The sequence below is a fragment of the Brevundimonas sp. genome, from assembly GCF_965279155.1.
GTDB lineage: Bacteria > Pseudomonadota > Alphaproteobacteria > Caulobacterales > Caulobacteraceae > Brevundimonas.
This window is the reverse complement of sequence record NZ_OZ257138.1, coordinates 3,135,458-3,156,235: the sequence shown is the minus strand read 5'-3', so window position 1 is coordinate 3,156,235 and position 20,778 is coordinate 3,135,458. Positions and strand designations below refer to the sequence as shown.

Here is a 20,778-nt window from a genome sequence, read left to right as displayed (position 1 = left end):
GAACTTCTCCGCATCTCCGGGCCAACCAGCGCCTTTTCAGGACATGCGGACCAGGAGATCCGCCGATGGCCCTCGCTTCCGCCCTGCTCCAAGTCATGCTCGACGCGGTGCGCAAGACCGCCCGCCCCATGCTCCGCGACTTCGGCGAGGTCTCGCAGTTGCAGGTCTCGCGCAAGGGCCCCGGCGACTTCGTCACGGCCGCCGACCTGAAGGCCGAGGACACCCTCTACGAACTGCTGATGAAGGCCCGCCCCGGTTACGGCTTCCTGGGCGAGGAGCGCGGCATGATGGAGGGGACCGACAAGTCCCACACCTGGATCGTCGATCCGATCGACGGCACCACCAACTTCATGCACGCCATGCCCCACTTCGCCATCACGGTGGGCCTAGAGCGCCGCGCGCCGGACGGTTCGTCCGAGATCGTCGCCGGCGTGACCTACAACCCCGTCATGAATGAGCTGTTCTGGGCCGAAAAAGGCAAGGGCTGCTATCTGAACGATCACCGCATCCGCGTCGCCGGTCGTCGCGACCTGTCGGAAAGCCTGGTCGCCACCGGCCTGCCCTTCATCGGCAAGTCGGGCCACGCCCAGGCCATCAAGGACATCCACGCCGTGGGCCAGCGCGTCGCCGGCATGCGCCGTCTGGGCTCGGCTGCGCTGGACTTCGCCTGGGTCGCGGCCGGCCGTTACGACGCCTTCTATGAGCGCAATCTGAAGCCCTGGGACGTGGCGGCAGGCATCCTGTTCGTGACCGAGGCCGGCGGCAAGGTGACGACCATCGAGAACGACGGCGACCCCAAGACGGGTGTTTCCGTCCTGGCGACCAACAGCGAACTGCATCCGCAGCTGCGCAAGGTGCTGCAGGCGTCCTGAAACCGCATAGCCGCCTCTCCCTCCCCGACCGGGGAGGGGCGTCGCGAGGCGATGGGGTGGGGGCGGCAAGGCCAGGGCGCACGGACTGAGGCGATCAGGTCAGTGGGACGTCGCCCGGCCCGGCCCACCCGGCTCCGCTACGCTTCGCCCCCCTCCCCCGCAGGGGGAGGGAGAAACGCCGTCGTCATTCGCTTGTCGCTCCGCGCCCCTACTCATCGGGCATGATCCGCGCCATCGTCACCGCCCTCGCCCTCCTTGTCGGAACGCCCGCCTTGGCCCAGCCCCTGATCATCGCCCACCGCGGCGCGTCCGGCGAACGGCCGGAGCACACGCGCGCAGCCTATGAGCTGGCGGTCGAACAGGGCGCGGACGTGATCGAGCCGGATCTGGTGCTGACCAGGGACGGCGTCTTCGTGGATCGGCACGAGAACGAGATCGGCGGCACGACCGACGTCGGCGACCGGCCCGAGTTCGCAGACCGCAAGACGACCAAGACCATCGACGGGACCGAGACCACCGGCTGGTTCACCGAAGACTTCACCCTGGCCGAACTGAAGACGTTGCGGACCAGGGAGCGGTTGCCGGCGTTTCGACCGGGCAGCGCAGCCTATGACGGACAGGAGCCGATCCTGACCTTCGACGAGGTGGTCGCCATCGCCCGCGCGGCCTCGGCCCGCACCGGACGGACCATCGCTGTGGCGCCGGAGCTGAAGCATCCGACCTATTTCGCCGGGATCGGCCTGCCGATGGAGGACGCCTTCGTCGCCGAGCTGGAAAGGCTGGGCCTGACGGGCGCGGACGCACCCGTAATCATCCAATGCTTCGAGGTCGGGCCGCTGGAGCGGCTGGCGGCGCGCATCGACGCCCCTCTGGCCCAACTAGTCGCCGGCGCGGGTGGACCGGCGGACCGACCGGACATGACCTATGCCCAGATGATCACTCCCGAGGGACTGAAGGCCATGGCCGCCTATGCCGACTGGGTCGCGCCGGAGATGACCCTGGTCCTGCCGCGAGACGCCGAGGGCCGCACGACTGCGGCCAGCGCGCTGGTCATGGACGCCCATACGGCGGGGCTGAAGGTCGTGATCTGGACCCTGCGAGCCGAGAACGCCTTCCTGCCGGCCGAACGGCGGCGGGGCGAAGGCCTGGTCGAGCATGGCGACATGCCAGGCTATGCCGCCGCCTTCGCCGAGGCGGGAGTGGACGCGATCTTCAGCGACTTCCCGGCGCTGGCGCGCGCAGGCCTTTAGTCCAAGCGCAGGCTTAGCCCGCCCGGAACTGCAGTTCCGCCAGCCGGGCATAGAGGCCGCCCTTGGCCACCAGTTGGTCGTGCGTGCCCTCTTCCACCACACGGCCGTCATCCATGACCACGATGCGGTCGGCGCGCAGGACGGTGGCCAGGCGGTGGGCGATAACGATTGTGGTGCGCTCCTCCATGGCCTGATCGAGGGCGACCTGGACCAGGCGTTCGCTTTCGGCGTCCAGGGCGCTGGTGGCCTCGTCCAGCAACAGGATAGGAGCGTCGCGGACCAGGGCGCGGGCGATGGCCAGGCGTTGGCGCTGACCGCCGGACAGGCTCTTGCCGCGCTCGCCCAGGGGGGTGTCGAAACCTTCAGGCAGGGCGTCGATGAAGCCCAGGGCCTGGGCCTTTTCGGCGACGGCGCGCGCCTCTTCCAGGGTGGCGGTCTCGCGGCCGAAGCGGATGTTCTCCAGGGCCGAGCCCGAGAACAGCGGCGTCTCCTGCGACACCCAGGCGAAGCGCTCGCGCACATCGACGGGATCGGCCTGACGCACGTCGACGCCGTCGACCGACACCATGCCGGTTTGCGGATCATAGAAGCGCAGCAGCAGACGGAAGACGGTAGACTTGCCCGCGCCCGACGGGCCGACCAGGGCCACGGTCTCGCCTGGACGCACGGTCAGGCTGAAGCCCTTCAGGGCCGGCAGGTCGGGACGGCCAGGATAGGAGAAGCCGACGGCCGACATCGACACCTCGCCGCGCGGCGGGGACGGCAGGGCCGTGGCGTGGGCCGGAGGTGCGATGTCGGGCACGGCCCGCATCAGCTCCTCGATCCGTTCCATGGCGCCGGCGGCCTTTTGCACGTCACCCCAGCTTTCACCCAACGCGCCCACGGCGCCGGCGGCGAAGACCGACAGCAGCACGAACTGAAGCAAGGCGCCCGGCGACATGACGCCGGCGACCACGTCCTGGGCGCCCAGCCAAAGAACCAGAGTCACGCCGCCGAACATGACGACGATGATCAGGGCGGTCATCCAGGCGCGCGCCTTCATCCGGGTCAGGGATGCGGAGAAGGCGTCCTCGACCGCCGCGCCGAAGCGGGCGATGGCGCTCTTTTCGCGCCCGAAGGCCTGAACCGTCTCGATGGCGTCCACGCTCTCGCCGGCGAAGCCGACGGCGTTGGCGAACCGATCCTGGGACGTGACGGTCAGCTTCCTGACCTTGCGACCGAAGATGAAGATCGGTCCCAAAAGGAAGGGCACGATCAGCAGGACGAAGCCTGTCAGCTTGGGACTGACGAAGAACAGCAAGGCGACGCCGCCGATCAGGGTCAGGAAGTTGCGCAGCGCATAGGAAATGGACGTCGTCATCAACGTCTCGACCAGGGCGATGTCCGTGGTCAGGCGCGACAGCACCTCGCCCGTGCGCATATGGGCGTAGAATGAGGGATCCAGCGTCAGGATGCGGCCGAACAGGCCCTTCCTCACATCGGCGATGACGCGCTCGCCCGTGCGGGTGACGAAATAGTAGCGGGCGGCCGTCGCCAGACCCAAGAACAGGGCGTTGGCGCCCAGCAGCAGGAACCAGATGTTCAGATTGGCGCCGCCGGCCTCGAACCCATGGTCGATGGCGCCGCGCGCCAGGGCGGTCAGACCCAGGGAGGCGGCGGTGGACAGCAACAGCCAGAAGACCGCCATCAGGGCATGGCCCTTGTGCCGCATCGCAAAGGGAATCAGCCGCGCCAGCGGGCGGATGTCGCGGCGCTTGGCGCGCTTGGCGCCCGCCTCGGACATCTGATCGGCCAGCAGGGCCCCGGCGCTGGGCCGGCCCTCCATCGAGGCCACGCCTGAAGCGCGGTTTGCGGAAGGGGCGGCGGCGTTGGATTGGTCGGTCATTGCGCCCGCCTCTTGCCCCGGAACGCCCCCCGGTGTAAACGCCGCCCCTCATTCCCGCCGGATTTCTGGCGGGTTTCTCATTTCACGCGCACAGACGGTCGGCATCGTCATCGCGCAGAGACCGGACGACGACCATGAAAGCGGACACGCACCCCGACTATCACTTCATCAATGTTGTGATGACCGACGGCACTTCCTACCAGACCCGTTCGACCTACGGTAAGGAAGGCGACACGCTGAACCTGGACATCGATCCGTCCACCCACCCGGCCTGGACCGGCGGCAACGCCCACCTGCTGGACCGCGGCGGTCGCGTCTCGCGCTTCAACAACAAGTTCGCCGGCTTCATCAAGAAGTAAGCGCGTCTTGGCTGCGACATGTCGCAGCAAACAGCCTAACAAGGGCGTCGGTCGCAAGGCCGGCGCTTTTTGTTTGGCCGGAACACCGATAATGTGGCGGCGTTCGGGTACCAGGGGCGTTGGCCACGCTGGCCGAAGCATTCGAAGAAGCGGACTGGATATGAATAGACGGCAACTGGGTCTGGGCGTCGCGACGGCGGCCATGGCCCTCGGCTCCACGGCGCGCGCGCAGCAGGTCTTCGTGCAGCGTGGCCCGGAGGCGACCGCCTTCTACAACAGCTTCAACGACCAGATTTCGCGCCTGCCCGCGACCCAGCAGGCGGACGTGCGCGCGTTCTACGAGCTGAACGGCTGGCGGCCAGTCTGGAACGCCGAACGGATGCGCGCCCTGAACGCCGCCGCCGCCCGCGCCGACCGACACGGCCTGTCAGGGGCCGACTATTTCGACTTCGTGGGACTGGCGGCCGATCCGGCCAGCGCCGACCTGCGCACCACCACGGCCGCCATTGGCTATGCGCGCGTCCTGGCCGAGGGGAAGGTGCGGCCCGAGACGGTCGAAGACCTGTGGGAGATGCAGAAGAACCGCGTCGACCTGCCGCGCGGTCTCAGCGACGCCCTGAGCCGCAATGTGCTGGCCAACTGGTACGACGGCCTGGCGCCCACCGACATCGGCTATCAGAACCTGTCGGCCGGCTATGTGCGCTATCGCCGGCTGGCGGCGCAGGGCGGCTGGCCCGCGTTCGCGCCGGGCGGCACCATCGAGCCGGGCAACAGCGATCGCCGCATCCCCGCCCTGATCGAACGGTTGACGGCCGAGGGCGACCTGTCAGCCGCAGACGGCGCGCGACTGAAGGCGCAGGGCCTGACCTACAACGCCGAACTGCAACGTGCGGTGCAGGGCTTCCAGAACCGCCACGGCCTGGGCGCCGACGGCCGCATCGGCACGGGCACGCAGCGTTCGCTGGGCGCATCGGCCGAGGACCGCGCCCGTCAGATCGCCCTGAACCTGGAACGTCGTCGCTGGCTGAAGCGCGATGTCGCGCCCGAGCGGATCGAGGTCAATACCGCCGCCGCCATCATGGTCTATTGGAAGGACGGCAAGCCGGTCCACTCCAACCGCGTCGTGGTCGGCTCGGCCGAGAACCAGACGCCCAGCCTGGAGAAGCCCTTCGCCTCGGTCGTCGCCAATCCGCCCTGGTATGTGCCCGCCGGCATCGCGCGTCGCGAGATTCTGCCCAAGGGGCCGGGCTATCTGGCCGCCAACGACATGTATGTGAAGGACGGCACGGTCATCCAGCGCGCCGGCCCGCGTTCGGCCTTGGGCTATGTGAAGTTCGAACTGCGCGACAGCTACGCCATCTTCCTGCACGACACGCCGTCGAAGGCCGCCTTCAACCTGTCCACGCGCCAGCGCAGCCACGGCTGCGTGCGGGTGCAGAATGCGGTGGAGTTCGCGCGCCTGCTGCTGGCGCCCGACCCGACCAAGCTGGCCCAGTTCGACACGGCCCAGGACACGCGTGAGACAACGCGCGTCACCACCGGGCGCGAGATCTCGGTGCGGCTGCTGTACTGGACCGCCTTCGTGGATGGTCAGGGTCGCGTGGCGTTCCGCGAGGACGTCTATGGCCGCGACGACAAGCTGGCTGAGGCGCTGGGCATCGGCGTGAACCTGCCCAAGCCGGTCGATGACGGCCGGGCCGACGCCAACGACGTCGGACCGTAAAGGGGCGATCAGCCCCGGAAGGCGGCTTCCAGCAGGCCCATCTGGCTGAGAACGGCGTTTTCGGGCGCCGTCTCCTGTGCGTCCGCATACATGCGGCGGTCCAGATACAGGGTGCGGTCGAACAGCTTTTCGGAGCGCACCAGATATTCGATCAGGGCGATGGGCAGTTCAGCGTGGCTGGGCTCCGCCTCAATGCGGCGCTCGTTCAGGCGATAGCGCGGCTCGCAGGCCGTTTCCGGCGTCATGTCGTCCTCGCGCACGGCCCGCTGGACCAGCAGCCACGAGGCGATCTGCATCAGGCGCGTCGTCAGCTTCATGCTCTCGGCCGCATAGGCCAGGGCGGCGGCGCGCGACAGCATCTTGGAATCGCGACGTCCCTCGCCGTCCAGATAGGCGGCAGTCTCTTCGACAAGCTCCATGCCTTCTCGGAAGGTGCGGTCGAACAGCTCCGAACGGGCGAAATCGCGCACGGTACGGCTGCGGTCAGCGAAGGACGGAGCGGAGGTCATTTGAGCTTTGATCATTAGGAAAATGCAATTCCGTCCTGCAATCGGCCCCTGACGGAACCGTTCGCACGAAAGATGCAACGCTCATGCCATGCCGGCGTGCCATTCGCGATCAGGAACCGAAGTTGAAAAGGGCGTCAGCGGCGTTTTTCTTGGAGCGTTTGGCCTCGATGGCGCGGCGGGCGCGGCCGACCTCGTCGTCCAGAGCCGCGATCCGCTCTTCCAGATCCTCGATGGAATAGACGTCCAGATCCTCGCGCGACAGGGCGCGAAGGGGTTCGCCGCGTTGCGGGCGGGGTTCAATATCTTCGAACATCGTCGTCGCCTTCCGCGCTGTCATGGCCAAGGCGGCCCAGGACCCTTATCTGAACGCCCGGATACGGACGAATGCAAGGGAAGTGCGATGCGCGCAGTCGAGATCGAAGGCGGTTCTGGCCCGGCCGAGGCGCTGAAGATCGCCGAACGCCCCGATCCCGTCGCCGGGCCGGGGCAGGTGCTGATCCGTGTGCGGGCGGCGGGCGTCAACCGGCCCGACCTGTTGCAGCGAAACGGCGGATACCCTCCTCCCCCCGGTGCGTCGGACGTGCTGGGCCTTGAGATCGCAGGCGAGGTCGCAGGCGTCGGCGAAGGTGTGACCCGCTGGCGCGTCGGCGATCGGGTCTGCGCCCTGCTGGGCGGCGGCGGCTATGCCGAGCAGGCGGTGGTTGATGCGCGGCATGTCTTGCCGATTCCCAAGGGTCTCGATTTCGTCCAGGCGGCCGTGTTGCCCGAGACCGTCTTCACCGTCTTCGCCAATGTGTTCGAGGGCGGTAGGCTGAAGGCCGGCGAGACCTTGCTGATCCACGGCGCGACCAGCGGCATCGGCGTGACGGCGATTCAGATGGCGAAGGCGGCCGGCGCGAAGGTGATCGCCACCTCACGCGGGGCGGACAAGGCCAGGGCGGCGAAAGCGTTGGGCGCCGATATCAGCCTGGACGCCTCGGCCGACGATCTGGAAGCGCAGATCAAGGCGGCGGGCGGGGCCGATGTGGTTCTGGACATGGTGGGGCGCGACTACGCCGCCCTGAACCTGAACAGCCTGAACGCCGGAGGACGGTGGGTCGTCATCGCGTCCCTGACCGGCGCCAAGGTCGAGATGGATCTGCAGCGGATCATGCTGAAACGATTGACGCTGACAGGATCGACGCTACGTAGCCGTCCCGCCGACGAAAAGGCCCGGCTGGCCGCCGCCGTCGAGACGACGGTCTGGCCTTGGGTGGCGTCCGGCGCGGTCAGACCGCCGGTTCAGGCGGTCTTCTCTTTGGAGCAGGCTGCCGATGCGCACGCCGAACTGGAGGCTGGCGGGCACATCGGCAAGATCGTTCTGACCGTTTGAGGCCTAGTAGCGCCCGCCGCCGCGCACGGGGCGCATGGATGAGATGCTGTCGTTGAAGCCGCCGCTCAGATTGCGAACATCGCCTTCGACGACGCGGCAACGGCCCCGGAACTCGGCATCGGTGCAGACTTCCCAACGCCCCTGGACGCGGACCGAGCTGATCCGGTCGTTGAACGGGGTGCGGCCCAGGTTGCGATCCTCGCTGGTGAACTCGCGCGAGGCGCCGCGGAAGTTGGAGTTTTCATAGACGGTGATGGACGAACGGCCCCAGCCGCCGCCGTTGCCGCCGCCCCAACCCGGACCACCGTTGCCCGGACCGCCATTGCCAGGTCCCCAACCACCGCCAGGTCCGCCGTTGCCGGGGCCGCCGGGACGACCGGGCTGATTGCCCTCGTAGTCGCCACGGAAACGACCGCAGATCAGAAGGCCGTTGTCGTTGTTGATCTCTTCGTTGCCGCATCGCGTCAGCTCGATCGAGGTGCCGCGCATCTGGCCGCGCATATCGCGGCAGTCGGCGTAAAGCCGACCCTGGTTTACATAGGCTTCGGTGCAACTCTGAGCGTAGCCGCCTCGCGGAGCGACGCGTTGCTGTTGCGGCTCGACCGGGGACGACATGGCGGCCGCAAGGGCCGCAGCGAATAACAAGGACATGGTGGTTCTCCTCTCCACAGGCTGTAAGCCTTCACTACCGCGAAGGTTGCGACGGCGCACATGAACCTTTGCTGTATGTGATTGTCGGGCGGCGTTTTCTTTTCAGGCGAATAGGCCTATATCGAAACCCTACGCGCCCGGTCGAAAGGCCGGGCGCCGTCGTATTCAACGCCAGCCGAAGCCCCATTCGGCGGCTTAACAACACCGGGACGAACGCCCCATGAGCGACATTCTGATGCCGAAGGCCACTGCGGTCTGGCTGGTCGACAACACCTCCCTCAGCTTCGAGCAGATCGCCGATTTCTGCGGCCTGCACCCGCTGGAAGTCCGTGGCATCGCCGACGGCGACGTGGCGCGCGACATCCGCGGCGTCGATCCCGTCACGGGCGGCCAGCTGACGCGCGAAGAGCTGGACAAGGCCCAGGGCGACGAGAACTATCGGATGAAGGCCATCGTCAGCCGTCACGCCGAACTGATGAAGTCGGCCAAGCCGGCCCCGAAATACACGCCGGTCTCGCGTCGCCAGGACCGCCCGGACGCCATCGCCTGGTTCGTACGCAATCACCCGGAAGTGACCGACGCCCAGATCGCCAAAATGCTGGGCACGACCAAGTCCACCATCGAAAGCGTGCGCAACCGCACCCACTGGAACAGCGCCAACATCAAGCCCGTCGATCCCGTGACCCTGGGCCTGGTCGGCCAGCTGGCCCTGGACGAAATCGTCAAGAAGGCCGCCGACAAGAAGACCAAGGACGACCTCAAGAAGGGCGGCGGCACCATCCAGCCGGTCGAACAGGTCGAGGCCGAGCCCGAGTTCGTGCCGGAAGCCCGTCAGCGCCCGACGGCAGAGCCGACCGCAGCCTCGGTGTTCGGCACCAAGGACTGATCCTCGCTTCACGAAACGAAAACGGCCCCGGAGAGCGATCTCCGGGGCCGTCGCCGTTTTCGGGAGGTGGGACGCTAGTGCGCCCGCGCCTCCAGACTGGTGATTTCTTCCTTCAGCCGAAGCTTCTTCTGCTTCAGCGCCCTGACCTGCAACGGATCCGTGGACGGGCGGGTAAGCTCCTTCTGGATGGTCTCATCCAGACTACGATGACGATTACCCAGTTCGCGAATACGAGCCTCGATGGTCATGGCTTGCGCCTCCTCAGGTTAGGGACCAGTAGAGTGAGCGCCCGGTTTGGCGAGCTGTGTAATCACTTTCCAGTGACAGCCCGTCTCGCCGGACCCACGGAGGCTGACCCCAAAAATGGTCGATGATGTGAACGGAGCCATACGGAACCCGCCCGCCCGGATAGTGGTCGGAATTTCAGGGGCGTCCGGAGCGATCTACGGCGCGCGCATGCTGGACGCGCTGAACGACCTGGGGGTCGAGAGCCATCTGGTGGTGACCAAGGCCGCCCTGCTGACCTTGTCGCAGGAGACGGATCTGTCGCCCGACGACCTGACGTCCAAGGCGTCCGTCGTTCACAAACTGGCCGATGTGGGCGCGACCATCGCCTCCGGCTCGTTCCGCACACTGGGCATGATCGTGGCGCCCTGCTCGGTCAAGACGATGAGCGAGATCGCCACGGGCGTGACCTCGACCCTGCTGACGCGCGCAGCGGACGTGACGTTGAAGGAGCGGCGGCCGCTGGTGCTGATGGTGCGCGAGACGCCGTTCCACCTGGGCCACCTGCGCACCATGACGGCCCTGACGGAGATGGGCGTGATCATCGCCCCGCCCCTGCCCGCCTTCTACGCCAAGCCCGCGTCGATTCTGGAGATGGTGGATCAGTCGGTGGGACGGACGCTGGATCTGTTCGGCCTGGATTGGGGCGCGGTGCGCCGCTGGGAAGGCCTGAAATAATGCGGCTGTGGGACTGGGCGGTCGCCGCCTATGCCGCTCCGGGGGTCGGCGAGGCGTGCCTGGCGTTGCAGGACAGCCATGAGCAGAACGTGCCTGTGCTGTTGTGGTCCGCCTGGGTCGCCGCGACCGGCCGCAAGCCGGATGCGGAGACCATCGAGGCCGCCTGCGACACCGCCCGCGCCTGGGACAGCGTCGTCGTCGCACCCTTGCGTTCTGTGCGTCGCACGCTGAAGGCCCCCATTCCCGACATCGACGACGGCCCGCGTGAAGCCGTTCGAAACCGCATAAAGGCGCTGGAGCTTGAGGCGGAAAGACACCTGCTGGAAGCGTTGGAGGCGCTCGCGCCCGAACCCGCCGGCCCGGCCCGGCCGGCCATCGACGCCCTGGTCGCCACGGCGCGGGTCTGGGCCCAAGTCACGCCGCGACCGGCGCTGATCCGCCTTGCCGACGCCCTTCCGGCCTGACGACGGCTTGGCTATAAGCGTCCGGGGATGACACGATGAACGACGACCTTCCAGACATCAGCGAAGAGGAAGCGGCGCTGCACGCCCGCGTCAAACTGCTGCGCCAGGAGCACGCCGATCTGGACGCGTCCATCGACGCCCTGAGCCTGGCCGCCGTTCCCGACCAGCTGATGTTGGCCCGGCTGAAGCGCAAGAAGCTGGCGCTGAAGGACGAGATCGTGAAGATCGAAGACGAGATCCTGCCGGACATCATCGCCTGATCAGGCGCGGCAAGGCGCGGGTTCCGCCGTGCGACCATCCGCCGCCCTGCCGCAGCCCCAAAGTCGCCCCAGCCGATAGGCATAAGCCGTCCTTTCCACGGAACGCCGTGCGCCGTCGGGCGCCGCGTGCCTTCATTCCAGAGCGTAAAGACGCTGGAGACGCCGCCGAATGCGACGCCTGCTAAACAACGCGCCATTGGCGCGGTGCAAAACCCTCTTGATCCATTCCGGCCAGACGGCCGCCTTCGCTTCGGTCGCCGTCTTCGCCGCCGCCGCCGCGCCAAATGCTGCGCGCGAAGCCGCAACGCCGCCGCCCGCCCAGATCGCCATCCCCGTCGCCCCGCCGGTCAAGGCGGAGGTCGAAAAGGCTGGTCCGATCACGCGCCAGATCGCCTTTTCCGCCCCCGTACGCGGCTATGCGATCAACTCCCCCTTCGGTTTGCGCAAACTGGCCATCGAGGCCAAGGCCCGTGCGCACAAGGGGGTCGACATCGCCGCCCCGAAAGGCACGACCGTCTTCACCGCCGCCGAGGGTGAGGTCGTCCGCACGGGCTATGACCCCGAGGGCTATGGCAATTTCATCGAGGTGCGCCACCCCAATGGCATGAGCACCCTGTATGGCCACCTCAGCCGCATCGACGTGGCCAACGGCGACGCCGTGACGATGGGCCAGCGCATCGGCCTGGTCGGCTCCACCGGCTATTCCACCGGGCCGCACCTGCATTTCGAAGTCCGCCGAGACGGCGCCCAGGTGAACCCGACCAAGGTCGTCGACCGTCATTTCGAAGTGACCGTGAAGCCCAAGGTCTGACGGGCGCGGAATGCTGCGCTCGCTGAAGGGATCGAACGATCCAGACGGGCGTTCATCCGTCTCCTGCAGCTCAGCTTGTGAGATCAAATGACGCTCATCGCCCTCGCCATTCTCGCCGCCGTCGCCCAAGGCCAAGTCGGCACGTCCAGCCGCGACGCCGACAAGATCGAAATTTCCGGCGTCGGACAGACCAGCACCATCGCCTGCGAAGGCCGGTCGGTTCAGGTTGACGGAGCGGGCAACGTTCTGACGTTCACGGGCGAATGCGCCGGGCTTGAGTTGGCCGGAACGGACAATCAAGTCACGATCGACCTCAAGCCCAACGCTCGGATCGTCGTCGAGGGCACGAGCCAAACCGTGCGTTGGCGTTCGAGCGCACAACCCCGCCAAAGCATTCAAGGCGTAGACAACCAGGTCATCCGTCTTCAGGACTGAAGGCGGGGCCGCCCACATCCGACGATTGCCGCTGGCCTCCGCGTCGCCTCGCTTGCTAGGCTGACCGTCAAAAGATGGGGGGCGACATGGCGGCGTTGACGCTGGACGGCGTAGGCAAGCGATACGGCGATTTCGACGCCGTGCGTGATCTGAGCTTTCAGGTCGAGAAGGGTTTGATCTGCGGTTTTCTGGGGCCGAACGGGGCAGGCAAGACCTCGACCTTGCGGATGATTCTGGGGCTGCAGCCGGCGACCTCGGGACGGATCGAAATCCTGGGCGCCGACGACGGGCGCAAGGTGCGCGACCGGATCGGTTTCCTTCCCGAGGAACGCGGGCTTTACAAGAAGATGACCCCCGTCGAGGCCATTAGCTTCTTCGGCGCCCTGAAGGGCCTGCCGGTCGCCGAAGGCAAGAAGCGCGCGAAGGCCATGCTGGAGCAGCAGGGTCTGGGCGCCGCGCAGAAAAAGAAGATGAAGGAGCTGTCCAAGGGGATGGCGCAGAAGGTGCAGCTGATCGCCTCGGTCGTGCATCAGCCCGAGTTCGTGATCCTGGACGAGCCCTTCTCGGGCCTGGACCCGATGAACCAGCAGGGTCTGGAAGCCATGATCCGCGACCTGGCGGCGAACGGCGCCACGGTCCTGTTCTCGACCCACGTGATGCAGCACGCCGAGCGTCTGTGCGATAAGGTCGTGCTGCTGGCGCGCGGTCGCAAGGCGTTCGAGGGCACGGTGGATCAGGCCAGGACCACCTCGCCCCGCTTCCTCGATCTGGAGGGCGCGATCAGCGCGCAGGCCGCCGCCGCCCTGCCCGGCGTGGCGGGCGTCGAGACGGTGTCCGACGAAGACGGCGTGCGCCGGTTGAAGATCGCCCTGTCGCCTGGCGCGGGCGGTCAGGAGACCTTGAAAACAGCCTTCCTGAACGGTCTGGACGTGCGCGGTTTCGCGCTGAAGGAGCCGACGCTGCACGACGCCTTCATCGGCCTGACCGGCGACCATCCCGATCAACCCGCTGCACCTGCGGAGGCCGTCCGATGAACCGCACCCTGCTGATCGCGCGACGCGAATATGTCGCCTACGCCAAGACCGTCGGCTTTTGGCTGTCGCTGCTGGCGTTTCCGCTGTTCGCGGTGCTGGGCGGGGGCATTCCCCTGCTGATCCGTTCGGCAGAGCCGATCAAGGCGGTGGCGGTGATCGAGGAAGGGCCGGCCGCGACGGGCCTGGCCGCCGCCGTCCGCGCCTCGCTGCAATCCGATCTGGACCGCCAGAACGAACGCCTGCGCGAGGCCGCCGAAAAGGGTCAGGCCGGCGCCGGGCGCGCCGTGGCCTCCATCAGCGGGCCCAAGATCCGTCTGGTCGCCGCCCCGCCCGCCATCGCCGATGCGACCGGCCCGGCGCGCGACGCCGCCATCAAGGCGGCGCTGGACAAGGCGGCGCCCAAGGACCGCCGCCTGGACGCCGTGGTCTTCCTGAACCGCATAGATGGCAAGCCCGCCGCCCAGGTCTGGACCGCTCGCGCCACCGACAACGACGTGTCCAGCTTCGTTCGCACGGCCCTGCGCGACGCGCGACGCACCGAACTGCTGACCGCCGCCGGCGTCGCGCCGGCCGTGGCCCAGGAGGTCCAGACCTTCCGGCCCGAGGTGAAGGCCTTTTCGCCCAACGCCGCCAGCGGGGGCGAGGTGTCGATGCGTGACCGGATTCCGTCCTTCATCGGCCTGGGCGCAGGGTTCCTGCTGTGGTCGTTGGTGATCACGGGCGCGTCCATCCTGCTGAACAGCGTGATGGAAGAGAAATCGAACAAGATCCTGGAGGTGCTGCTGTCCTCGGCGTCTGCGACCGAGATCCTGACGGGCAAGGTGCTGGGCGTGGCGCTGCTGACGCTGACCGTCATGGGGGTGTGGGGCGGGATCGGGACGTTCAGCCTGCTGTCGGCCTCGCCCGAGACGGCGGCGACGATCGGCGAAGTGCTGCTGCACGACGGCCTGATCTTCTATTTCATCGCCTATATGGTCGGCGGATACCTGATGTATGCGGTGCTGTTCGCGGCCATAGGCGCCTTCTGCGAGACGCCGCGCGACGCCCAGACGCTGATGGGGCCGATCATGATGATCCTGGTCGTGCCGATCCTGGTCATGCAGATGGCCCTGACCAGCCCGGACGCGCCTGTGGTGAAGGTGCTGTCATGGATCCCCTTCTTCACCCCTTTCCTTATGAGCGCCCGCGCGCCCAGCGATCCGCCGCTGGTGGAGGTGATTCTGACGCTGGTGGGCATGTTCGCCACCGCCGCCCTGATGGTCTGGATCGCAGGGCGCGCTTTCCGTGCGGGGGCGCTGTCAGACGTGAAGTTGAGCTGGAAGAGCTTCGGCCGGGCGATCACCGGACGGACGTAGGAATCTCTTCCCTTTCGTCATTCTCCGGCAAGCCGCGTCTTCGCGGCGCAGACCGGGGAACCCAGCGGCGCCGAAGGCGATGCGTCCACCGCAGGGTGCGGGAAGATCGCATCCGCGACAGGTTCGCGCTCCCGCGCGCCGCTGGGTTCCGGGTCTTCGCTATGCTTCGCCCGGAATGACGAAACGAGCGTGTGAGCACCAGCCCCTCCACCACGCTACGCGCGGGCCCCCTCCGCGCTTCGCGGGGAGGAGACAAAGAAAAAGGCCGCTTCCCGAAGGAGGCGGCCTCAAATCTTTTGGCTTGCGCCAAACCCTAAGCGTGGGCCTTACCGGCTGCCGCCACCGGCGCCAGCGCCGGGAACGCGCGGCTTCGGCGCGGGCAGCAGGCCCTCGCGCTGCATGCGCTTGCGGGCCAGCTTGCGAGCGCGACGGATCGCCTCGGCCTTTTGACGGGCGCGCTTTTCCGACGGCTTTTCGTAATGCACGTGGCGCTTCATTTCACGGAAGCTGCCTTCGCGTTGCATCTTCTTCTTTAGGGCTTTGAGCGCTTGATCGACGTTATTATCGCGAACGAAAATCTGTACCAGGTTGAACTCTCCTTTGGCCGCCCGCCGCGTCCTGTGAGGGAGACGGGCGAACAAATAAAATCGTCTTCCGAAAGTTAAGGCTCTCGGATGAAGGCGCGCTGATACACCAGCCGCCCGCACCTGTCCAGATCGTCGCGACCATTCTTCAAGGCTCGAAACCCCGGCGCGACAGGCGTATGATCAGGCCATGATCGACACGACAGACTGGGCCGACCGGACCGAACAGACCGTGCTGGACGCCGCCATCGCCCGCGCGCCGGCCCTGGGCTGGAACGCGCGTCTGGTGCGGGAAGCGTGCGAGGCGTGCGGCCTGTCGCGCGGCGACGAGGAGCTGCTGCTGCCCAACGGCGCGCGCGATCTCGCCGCCCTGCTGTCGCGCCGCCATGATGACCGTGCCTTGGCGGCCCTGGGCCAGATCGACGCCAAGTCGCTGAAGATTCGCGAGCGAATCGCCCGCGCCGTGTCCGAACGAATGGAGGCCGGCGCCGCCGACCTGGAGGCCACGCGCAGCTGCGCCGCCTTCCTCGCCCTGCCCGTCCATGCCGACCTGGGGCTGAAACTGGCCTGGGAGAGCGCGGACCATCTGTGGCGTTGGGCCGGGGACGAGGCGACCGACTGGAACCACTATTCGAAGCGCACCATCCTGTCGGGCATCCTGATCCCCGCCCTGACCATGCGCTGGTTCGACGGACGCGAGGCGGCGGAAGCCTTCGTCGCGCGGCGAATCGAAAACGTCATGGCGTTCGAAAAGTGGAAGGCGGGCAAGGACTTCGACGCGCCGTTCAGGAAAGTGAGCGATGCGCTGAGCCGGATGCGGTATGGGGCGCGGGGTTAGACGTCAGTCGGCTTCCGTAATTGACCGACTGACCCGTGCCTTCCGGGTCCAAGGCCAAAAAGCTAACGCAACCAGAAACCACACCAATAGCGCCAAGGTAGGCACCCCTACTGCCGCGATTACAAAGAAAACAAGCCTCCCGGCGATGGACTGAGGAATATATACGCCTTCGCTCATCGAAAAGATGGCGATCAGCAGCGCCAAACCTAGAACGAGAGCGCGCCACATCACGAACGTGCCTTTGATATTCTCTCGCCAAGTTTGTTTGACGTCACTCAAGGCGATAGTGTCGGGCTCAGTCTCCACAACGGTATTCTACAACACCCGATTCACGTGCGCCATCTTGCGGCCCGGGCGGGCCTCAGCCTTGCCGTAGAGGTGCAGGCGTTCGTCGGACTTAGCCGACAGCTTGCGCCAGTCCTCGACCTCTTCGCCCAGCAGGTTGGTCATTTCGATGCGGGCGTGGGCGGTCGTCGGGCCCAGCGGCCAGCCGGTCACGGCGCGGATGTGCTGTTCGAACTGGTCGCAGACGCAGCCGTCCTGGGTCCAGTGGCCGGTGTTATGGACGCGCGGAGCGATCTCGTTGACCAGCAGGACGTCCTCTCCCAGGTCGAACAGTTCGACGCCCACCACGCCGACATAGTCCAACCCATCGAGAATCGCCTCGGCGATGGCGCGGGCGCGAACCTGGGTCTTTTCGTCCACGGCGGCGGGGGCCAGGGTGGTGCGCAGGACGCCGCCCTCGTGCCGGTTCTCGCCCAGCGGATAGACCGCCATATGGCCGTCCCAGTCGCGGGCGGCGATGACCGACAGTTCGCGCACGAAGGTCGCCTTGGCTTCCAGAATGGCCGGACGGCCGCCCAGGCTTTCCAGGGCGGCGGGCGCATCCTCGATGGCGTGAATCCAGACCTGGCCCTTGCCGTCATAGCCTTCGCGGCGGGTCTTCAGCAGAGCCGGCACGCCCAGGGTCGTCAGGCCGACAACCAGATCGTCCAGCGTATCGACGACGACAAAGGCGACCGTCGGGGCACCGACGACGTTGAGGAAGGTCTTCTCGTCCACCCGATCCTGCGACACGCGCAGCGCGGTCGGCCCCGGCGCAACCAGGGCGCCGGCCTCGGCCAGGCGTTCGATGGAATCGGCGGGGACGTTTTCGAACTCGAAAGTGACCACGTCGGCGGCGCGGCCCAGGGCGGTCAGGGCGTCGGGATCGTCATAGGCGGCGACGATCTGGTGCGCCGAGACGCGGCCCGCCGGGCTGTCGGCCTCGGGGTCCAGAATGACGACGTCGAAGCCCAGGCGCGAAGCGGCTTGGCTCAACATCCGGCCCAGCTGGCCTCCGCCGATGATTCCGAGGGTCGAACCGGGGGGAAGCGGAAGATCTGGCACTCAGTCCTCGACGGTTTCGGCGATGGAATCGGTCTGGGCGGTGCGGAAGGCGGCCAGGCGTTGCGCCAGCCCTTCGTCCGACAGGGCCAGGATCTGGGCGGCCAGAATGCCGGCGTTGGCGGCGCCCGCCTCGCCGATGGCCAGGGTCGCTACGGGCACGCCGGCCGGCATCTGCACAATGGACAGCAGGCTATCCATGCCCTTCAGGGCCTTAGACTGGACTGGCACGCCCAGCACCGGCAGTTCGGTCATGGAGGCGGCCATGCCCGGCAGGTGGGCGGCGCCCCCGGCGCCGGCGATGATGATCTTGTATCCTGCGGCCTTGGCGCCCGTGGCGAACTCGACCAGGCGCTGGGGCGTGCGGTGCGCGCTGACGACCGTGGCCTGCCAGGCGACGCCCAGTTGGTCCAGGCGGTCGGCGGCCAGCTTCATGGTCGGCCAGTCGGACCGGCTGCCCATAATGATCGCCACCGGCGGTGCGGAAGTCGCCATGTCTGTAAGGCCCCTCGCGGAAAGGCGCCCGTTACAGCACGCGGGTGACGCCCGCAACCGCAAGCGGGCGGTTTCAAGCCTCATAGGCCCTTATTGTCGGCCTTCAATGTCGGCGGATCACGCTCTACCATCGTTCGACCGTGCGACGCAGACTGAGTCGCGCCTTCGGAGCCATCCCTGCGCCGTGACCGACGTGGCCGAACACGACCTGACCGCTGAGATCGAGCGCCTGCGCGTCGAGCTGGAAGCGTGGAAGACGCGCGCCGCCGCCGCCGAGGCCGCCGCCGACCACGATGTGTTGACGCCCGCCCTGAACCGGCGCGGTTTCGTCGCCGCCCTGCATCGCACCATGGCCTATTGCCAGCGGCACGGGGTGCCGGCGGTGCTGCTGTATCTGGACATGGACGGGTTCAAGAGCGTCAACGACCGGCTGGGCCATGCCGCCGGCGATGCGGCCCTGGTGGCGGTGGCGGAGCTGTTCCTGGCCAATCTGCGCGAGTCGGACGCCGTGGGTCGGCTGGGCGGCGACGAGTTCGCGCTGCTGATGCTGCACGCGGGCTACGAAGAGGGCCGGGCCAAGGCGCGCCAACTGTCCGAGGCCTTGAAGAGCGAAGGCTTCGTCTGGGGCGGGCAAAAGACCGAACTGGGCGGTTCGTTCGGCGTGCGGGCCTGGGACGGCCATACCGACGCCGAGACCTGGCTGACCGAGGCCGACGCCGCCATGTGGGTGCGCAAGAAGGGGCGCTGAGGCCCCTTCCCGAGCCTTTTGTCTACAACGGCAAGGTCAGCTGAATGCCGCCCAGGTGACTGTCGGCGTGGTCGCCGAAGCGGCCGCGATAGGCCACCGTCACCTTGACCGGCCCGACCGAACCCTCGACGCCCGCAGACGCCAGGAACTGACCGCCGAACGGATCGTCGATTTCGCGGGACTGCACCTGGGCCGGGTTGTTGAAGATGCCCACGCGCACCGGGTCGGAACTGTCGTCCAGGGCGTCGCGATAGCCGCCCTCGGCGAACACGCCGAACCGGCCCATCTCGGCCTCGGCGCGCAAGGCGACCTCGCCGGTCAGGGCCTTCACCGTGCGGTCGCCATACTGATACTGGGCCGCGACGCCCTGCTCATAATAGCTGTCCACGTCGCTGGAGACATAGGCCAGGGCCGCGCGGGGCGACAGGGCGATGCCGCCCATGTCGAACCACATCCCGCCCTGAAGCCGCGCGCCGGTGCTGAACGCCCGCGTCTCGGCCGTGTGGACGATAGGCGCCAGGCTGGTGAGCCGTTCGATGTCGTCGATATTGTCGCGCGCCACGCCGACGGCAGCGTTGACGAAGACGTCGCCCGAGCGCCAGCCGCCATAGACGTCCAGGCCGAAGCTCTCGACGTTGAACTTCAGCGCCTGGCTATCGACGTCCGTGGTACGAGCCGTTCCCGCCAGGCCGAAGCGCCAGTTGGCCGAGGGTCCGGCCTCCAGCGCGATCCGCCCGCCCCAGCCGTCGCTGGACGATTCAGTGACCGAGCCGCGCGCATCGGTATCGACGCTGTCGATCAGGGCCGCCGTGGTGATCGACACCCCAGCCTCCCAGGCCTCGCGGCCCGACAGAGCTTCGCTGGCGGCGTCCAGGGCATCCTCGCGGTGACGATAGGTGGTCTCGCCCTGCAGGGTCGATTGGGCGCCGATGTCGCCATAGTAGAGGTAGTCGGTCGCCAGTCGGGCGATGATCCGGTGCCCCGCCGCCGTCGGGTGGACGCCGTCGAAGTAGAAATAGCTGTCGGGGTTCGAGCAGACCGTCACCCCGTTGAAGCAGGGCTGGGTGATGTTGGTGATGCCGAACTGGCCCGGATTGGCGGCCAGGGTATCGCCGACCTTGAACAGGTCCATCATGATGATGTTGCTGCCCGGGCGAGCGGCGGCCGTGGTCGTCAGCCCCGTCTGAAGGGCGGTGTTGAAGGTGGTGACGGCGAAGTCGGCCAGGGGCGCGGCGGTCGTGCCGCGGAACTGAGGCGTCAGGCTGAGCTTGGGCAGGTTGGTGACTAGGATGGTCCCCGCGCCGGCGCCCGCCACGGTGTTGACCAGGCTGTTGACGTTGGCGGCCGCAGTCGTGGCGACTGGCGTGATGGCGGCGACCGGGCTGGCGGAGGCGCCGGCGGCGGGCAGGCCCTGGAAGATGTCGTTCGCGCCGCCCAGGACGCTGACCAGATCGGTCGAGCTGAACCGGCCGCCCGAGGCGGTGTAGCGCGACAGCTGGTTCAACATGCCGAACGGCACGCCGGCCGAGGAGTCGGTGCGAGAGCCGCCGAAGGCGTAGTTGATGCTGCCGGTCACGGAGCCGTTGAAGTTGGCGGCGTTGAAGCCCAGCAGCTCCACAAACGTCGGCCCATTCGAGAATCGACGGGCATAGGGCGGCGACGGCGGCTGGGTCCCGCCCGAAATCAGGAACAGGTTGCCGTTGTCGCTGAGGCTGTCGCCGAAGACGACGAGACGGTTGTAGGTCTGGGCCGAGGCTGAACCTGCAAAGGCGCAGGCGGCGAGCGCCAGAGCGGCGACGGCGCCGCCGGTGAGATAGCGTGACATATGAATCCTCCCGCAGCCGTCATGGTTCGCGGCCGTTGAACCGGAGGATGCGCCAGTCGGCGCAAAGCGCAAG

24 protein-coding genes are annotated in these 20,778 nt (G+C 67.3%); 15 read left to right on the top strand and 9 right to left on the bottom strand.

Annotated features, from left to right (window positions below; genetic code table 11):
* Window positions 1-65 precede the first annotated feature (65 nt).
* Both ACQY72_RS15320 and ACQY72_RS15315 read left to right on the top strand, forming a co-directional pair.
* A complete protein-coding gene (locus tag ACQY72_RS15320) occupies window positions 66-872 on the top strand; it encodes an inositol monophosphatase family protein (protein ID WP_428154629.1) in 807 nt (268 codons plus the stop codon).
* A gap of 221 nt (window positions 873-1,093) precedes the next feature.
* Window positions 1,094-2,122, top strand: coding sequence for a glycerophosphodiester phosphodiesterase (locus tag ACQY72_RS15315; RefSeq protein WP_428154627.1), 1,029 nt, complete (start codon window positions 1,094-1,096; stop codon window positions 2,120-2,122).
* A 13-nt stretch (window positions 2,123-2,135) separates the two neighbouring features.
* Here the strand turns inward: ACQY72_RS15315 and ACQY72_RS15310 are convergent, their stop codons facing one another.
* A complete protein-coding gene (locus tag ACQY72_RS15310; protein ID WP_428154626.1) occupies window positions 2,136-4,007 on the bottom strand; it encodes an ABC transporter transmembrane domain-containing protein in 1,872 nt (623 codons plus the stop codon).
* A 134-nt stretch (window positions 4,008-4,141) separates the two neighbouring features.
* On the opposite strand from ACQY72_RS15310, the gene rpmE reads away from it, so the two are divergent.
* Both rpmE and ACQY72_RS15300 read left to right on the top strand, forming a co-directional pair.
* Window positions 4,142-4,366: a 50S ribosomal protein L31 gene (gene rpmE / locus ACQY72_RS15305; RefSeq protein ID WP_267516044.1), complete on the top strand. Its 225-nt coding sequence runs from the start codon at window positions 4,142-4,144 to the stop codon at window positions 4,364-4,366.
* A gap of 160 nt (window positions 4,367-4,526) precedes the next feature.
* The gene (locus ACQY72_RS15300; protein ID WP_428154625.1) at window positions 4,527-6,089 is read left to right on the top strand and encodes a L,D-transpeptidase family protein; all 1,563 of its coding nucleotides are present in this window, start codon (window positions 4,527-4,529) and stop codon (window positions 6,087-6,089) included.
* An 8-nt stretch (window positions 6,090-6,097) separates the two neighbouring features.
* On the opposite strand, the gene ACQY72_RS15295 is transcribed toward ACQY72_RS15300, so the two are convergent.
* Window positions 6,098-6,598, bottom strand: a complete 501-nt coding sequence (locus ACQY72_RS15295) for a DUF1465 family protein (RefSeq protein WP_372693396.1) — start codon at window positions 6,596-6,598, stop codon at window positions 6,098-6,100.
* A 109-nt stretch (window positions 6,599-6,707) separates the two neighbouring features.
* Complete coding sequence (locus ACQY72_RS15290) at window positions 6,708-6,911, bottom strand: DUF1192 domain-containing protein (protein ID WP_372693397.1); 204 nt, start codon at window positions 6,909-6,911, stop codon at window positions 6,708-6,710.
* A gap of 87 nt (window positions 6,912-6,998) precedes the next feature.
* Here ACQY72_RS15290 and ACQY72_RS15285 point away from each other — a divergent pair, with 87 nt between their 5' ends.
* Entirely contained in the window at window positions 6,999-7,970 is a 972-nt protein-coding gene (locus ACQY72_RS15285; RefSeq protein WP_428154624.1) for an NAD(P)H-quinone oxidoreductase, read from the top strand.
* Between the two features lie 3 nt (window positions 7,971-7,973).
* Here the strand turns inward: ACQY72_RS15285 and ACQY72_RS15280 are convergent, their stop codons facing one another.
* Window positions 7,974-8,621 (bottom strand): beta/gamma crystallin-related protein, encoded by a 648-nt coding sequence (locus ACQY72_RS15280; RefSeq protein WP_428154623.1) that lies wholly within the window; start codon window positions 8,619-8,621, stop codon window positions 7,974-7,976.
* 220 nt (window positions 8,622-8,841) lie between these two features.
* On the opposite strand from ACQY72_RS15280, the gene ACQY72_RS15275 reads away from it, so the two are divergent.
* Window positions 8,842-9,507: a DUF1013 domain-containing protein gene (locus ACQY72_RS15275; RefSeq protein ID WP_135195170.1), complete on the top strand. Its 666-nt coding sequence runs from the start codon at window positions 8,842-8,844 to the stop codon at window positions 9,505-9,507.
* A 74-nt stretch (window positions 9,508-9,581) separates the two neighbouring features.
* Here the strand turns inward: ACQY72_RS15275 and ACQY72_RS15270 are convergent, their stop codons facing one another.
* Window positions 9,582-9,755: a YdcH family protein gene (locus ACQY72_RS15270; protein WP_159845273.1), complete on the bottom strand. Its 174-nt coding sequence runs from the start codon at window positions 9,753-9,755 to the stop codon at window positions 9,582-9,584.
* Window positions 9,756-9,870: 115 nt separating this feature from the next.
* On the opposite strand from ACQY72_RS15270, the gene ACQY72_RS15265 reads away from it, so the two are divergent.
* The 7 genes from ACQY72_RS15265 (at window position 9,871) to ACQY72_RS15235 (ending at window position 14,829) form a co-directional block, all read left to right on the top strand.
* Complete coding sequence (locus tag ACQY72_RS15265) at window positions 9,871-10,470, top strand: UbiX family flavin prenyltransferase (RefSeq protein WP_428154621.1); 600 nt, start codon at window positions 9,871-9,873, stop codon at window positions 10,468-10,470.
* The gene (locus ACQY72_RS15260) at window positions 10,470-10,934 is read left to right on the top strand and encodes a TIGR02444 family protein (protein ID WP_428154619.1); all 465 of its coding nucleotides are present in this window, start codon (window positions 10,470-10,472) and stop codon (window positions 10,932-10,934) included. Before ACQY72_RS15265 ends, ACQY72_RS15260 begins: the two co-directional genes overlap by 1 nt.
* 35 nt (window positions 10,935-10,969) lie before the next feature.
* Window positions 10,970-11,194, top strand: a complete 225-nt coding sequence (locus ACQY72_RS15255; protein ID WP_159845282.1) for a YdcH family protein — start codon at window positions 10,970-10,972, stop codon at window positions 11,192-11,194.
* Window positions 11,195-11,363: 169 nt separating this feature from the next.
* Window positions 11,364-12,005 carry a M23 family metallopeptidase gene (locus tag ACQY72_RS15250; protein ID WP_428154617.1) on the top strand — a complete coding sequence of 214 codons (642 nt, stop codon included), beginning with the start codon at window positions 11,364-11,366 and terminating at the stop codon, window positions 12,003-12,005.
* A gap of 87 nt (window positions 12,006-12,092) precedes the next feature.
* A complete protein-coding gene (locus ACQY72_RS15245) occupies window positions 12,093-12,440 on the top strand; it encodes a DUF3060 domain-containing protein (protein ID WP_428154616.1) in 348 nt (115 codons plus the stop codon).
* An 86-nt stretch (window positions 12,441-12,526) separates the two neighbouring features.
* Window positions 12,527-13,474, top strand: coding sequence for an ABC transporter ATP-binding protein (locus tag ACQY72_RS15240; RefSeq protein WP_428154614.1), 948 nt, complete (start codon window positions 12,527-12,529; stop codon window positions 13,472-13,474).
* Window positions 13,471-14,829 (top strand): ABC transporter permease, encoded by a 1,359-nt coding sequence (locus tag ACQY72_RS15235; protein WP_428154613.1) that lies wholly within the window; start codon window positions 13,471-13,473, stop codon window positions 14,827-14,829. Before ACQY72_RS15240 ends, ACQY72_RS15235 begins: the two co-directional genes overlap by 4 nt.
* A 326-nt stretch (window positions 14,830-15,155) precedes the next feature.
* Here the strand turns inward: ACQY72_RS15235 and rpsU are convergent, their stop codons facing one another.
* Window positions 15,156-15,416: a 30S ribosomal protein S21 gene (gene rpsU, locus ACQY72_RS15230; RefSeq protein ID WP_135195633.1), complete on the bottom strand. Its 261-nt coding sequence runs from the start codon at window positions 15,414-15,416 to the stop codon at window positions 15,156-15,158.
* A 187-nt stretch (window positions 15,417-15,603) separates the two neighbouring features.
* On the opposite strand from rpsU, the gene ACQY72_RS15225 reads away from it, so the two are divergent.
* On the top strand, window positions 15,604-16,251 hold the full coding sequence (locus tag ACQY72_RS15225) for a COQ9 family protein (RefSeq protein ID WP_428154611.1): 648 nt from the start codon (window positions 15,604-15,606) through the stop codon (window positions 16,249-16,251).
* A gap of 315 nt (window positions 16,252-16,566) precedes the next feature.
* On the opposite strand, the gene ACQY72_RS15220 is transcribed toward ACQY72_RS15225, so the two are convergent.
* Window positions 16,567-17,640: a 5-(carboxyamino)imidazole ribonucleotide synthase gene (locus ACQY72_RS15220; RefSeq protein WP_428154609.1), complete on the bottom strand. Its 1,074-nt coding sequence runs from the start codon at window positions 17,638-17,640 to the stop codon at window positions 16,567-16,569.
* Window positions 17,641-18,132, bottom strand: a complete 492-nt coding sequence (gene purE / locus ACQY72_RS15215) for a 5-(carboxyamino)imidazole ribonucleotide mutase (protein WP_372693407.1) — start codon at window positions 18,130-18,132, stop codon at window positions 17,641-17,643.
* A gap of 184 nt (window positions 18,133-18,316) precedes the next feature.
* Between purE and ACQY72_RS15210 the strand changes: the two genes are divergently transcribed.
* Window positions 18,317-18,880 (top strand): GGDEF domain-containing protein, encoded by a 564-nt coding sequence (locus ACQY72_RS15210; protein WP_428154607.1) that lies wholly within the window; start codon window positions 18,317-18,319, stop codon window positions 18,878-18,880.
* Between the two features lie 22 nt (window positions 18,881-18,902).
* Here ACQY72_RS15210 and ACQY72_RS15205 read toward each other — a convergent pair whose 3' ends face one another.
* On the bottom strand, window positions 18,903-20,705 hold the full coding sequence (locus ACQY72_RS15205; RefSeq protein WP_428154606.1) for an autotransporter domain-containing protein: 1,803 nt from the start codon (window positions 20,703-20,705) through the stop codon (window positions 18,903-18,905).
* Window positions 20,706-20,778: the final 73 nt, after the last annotated feature.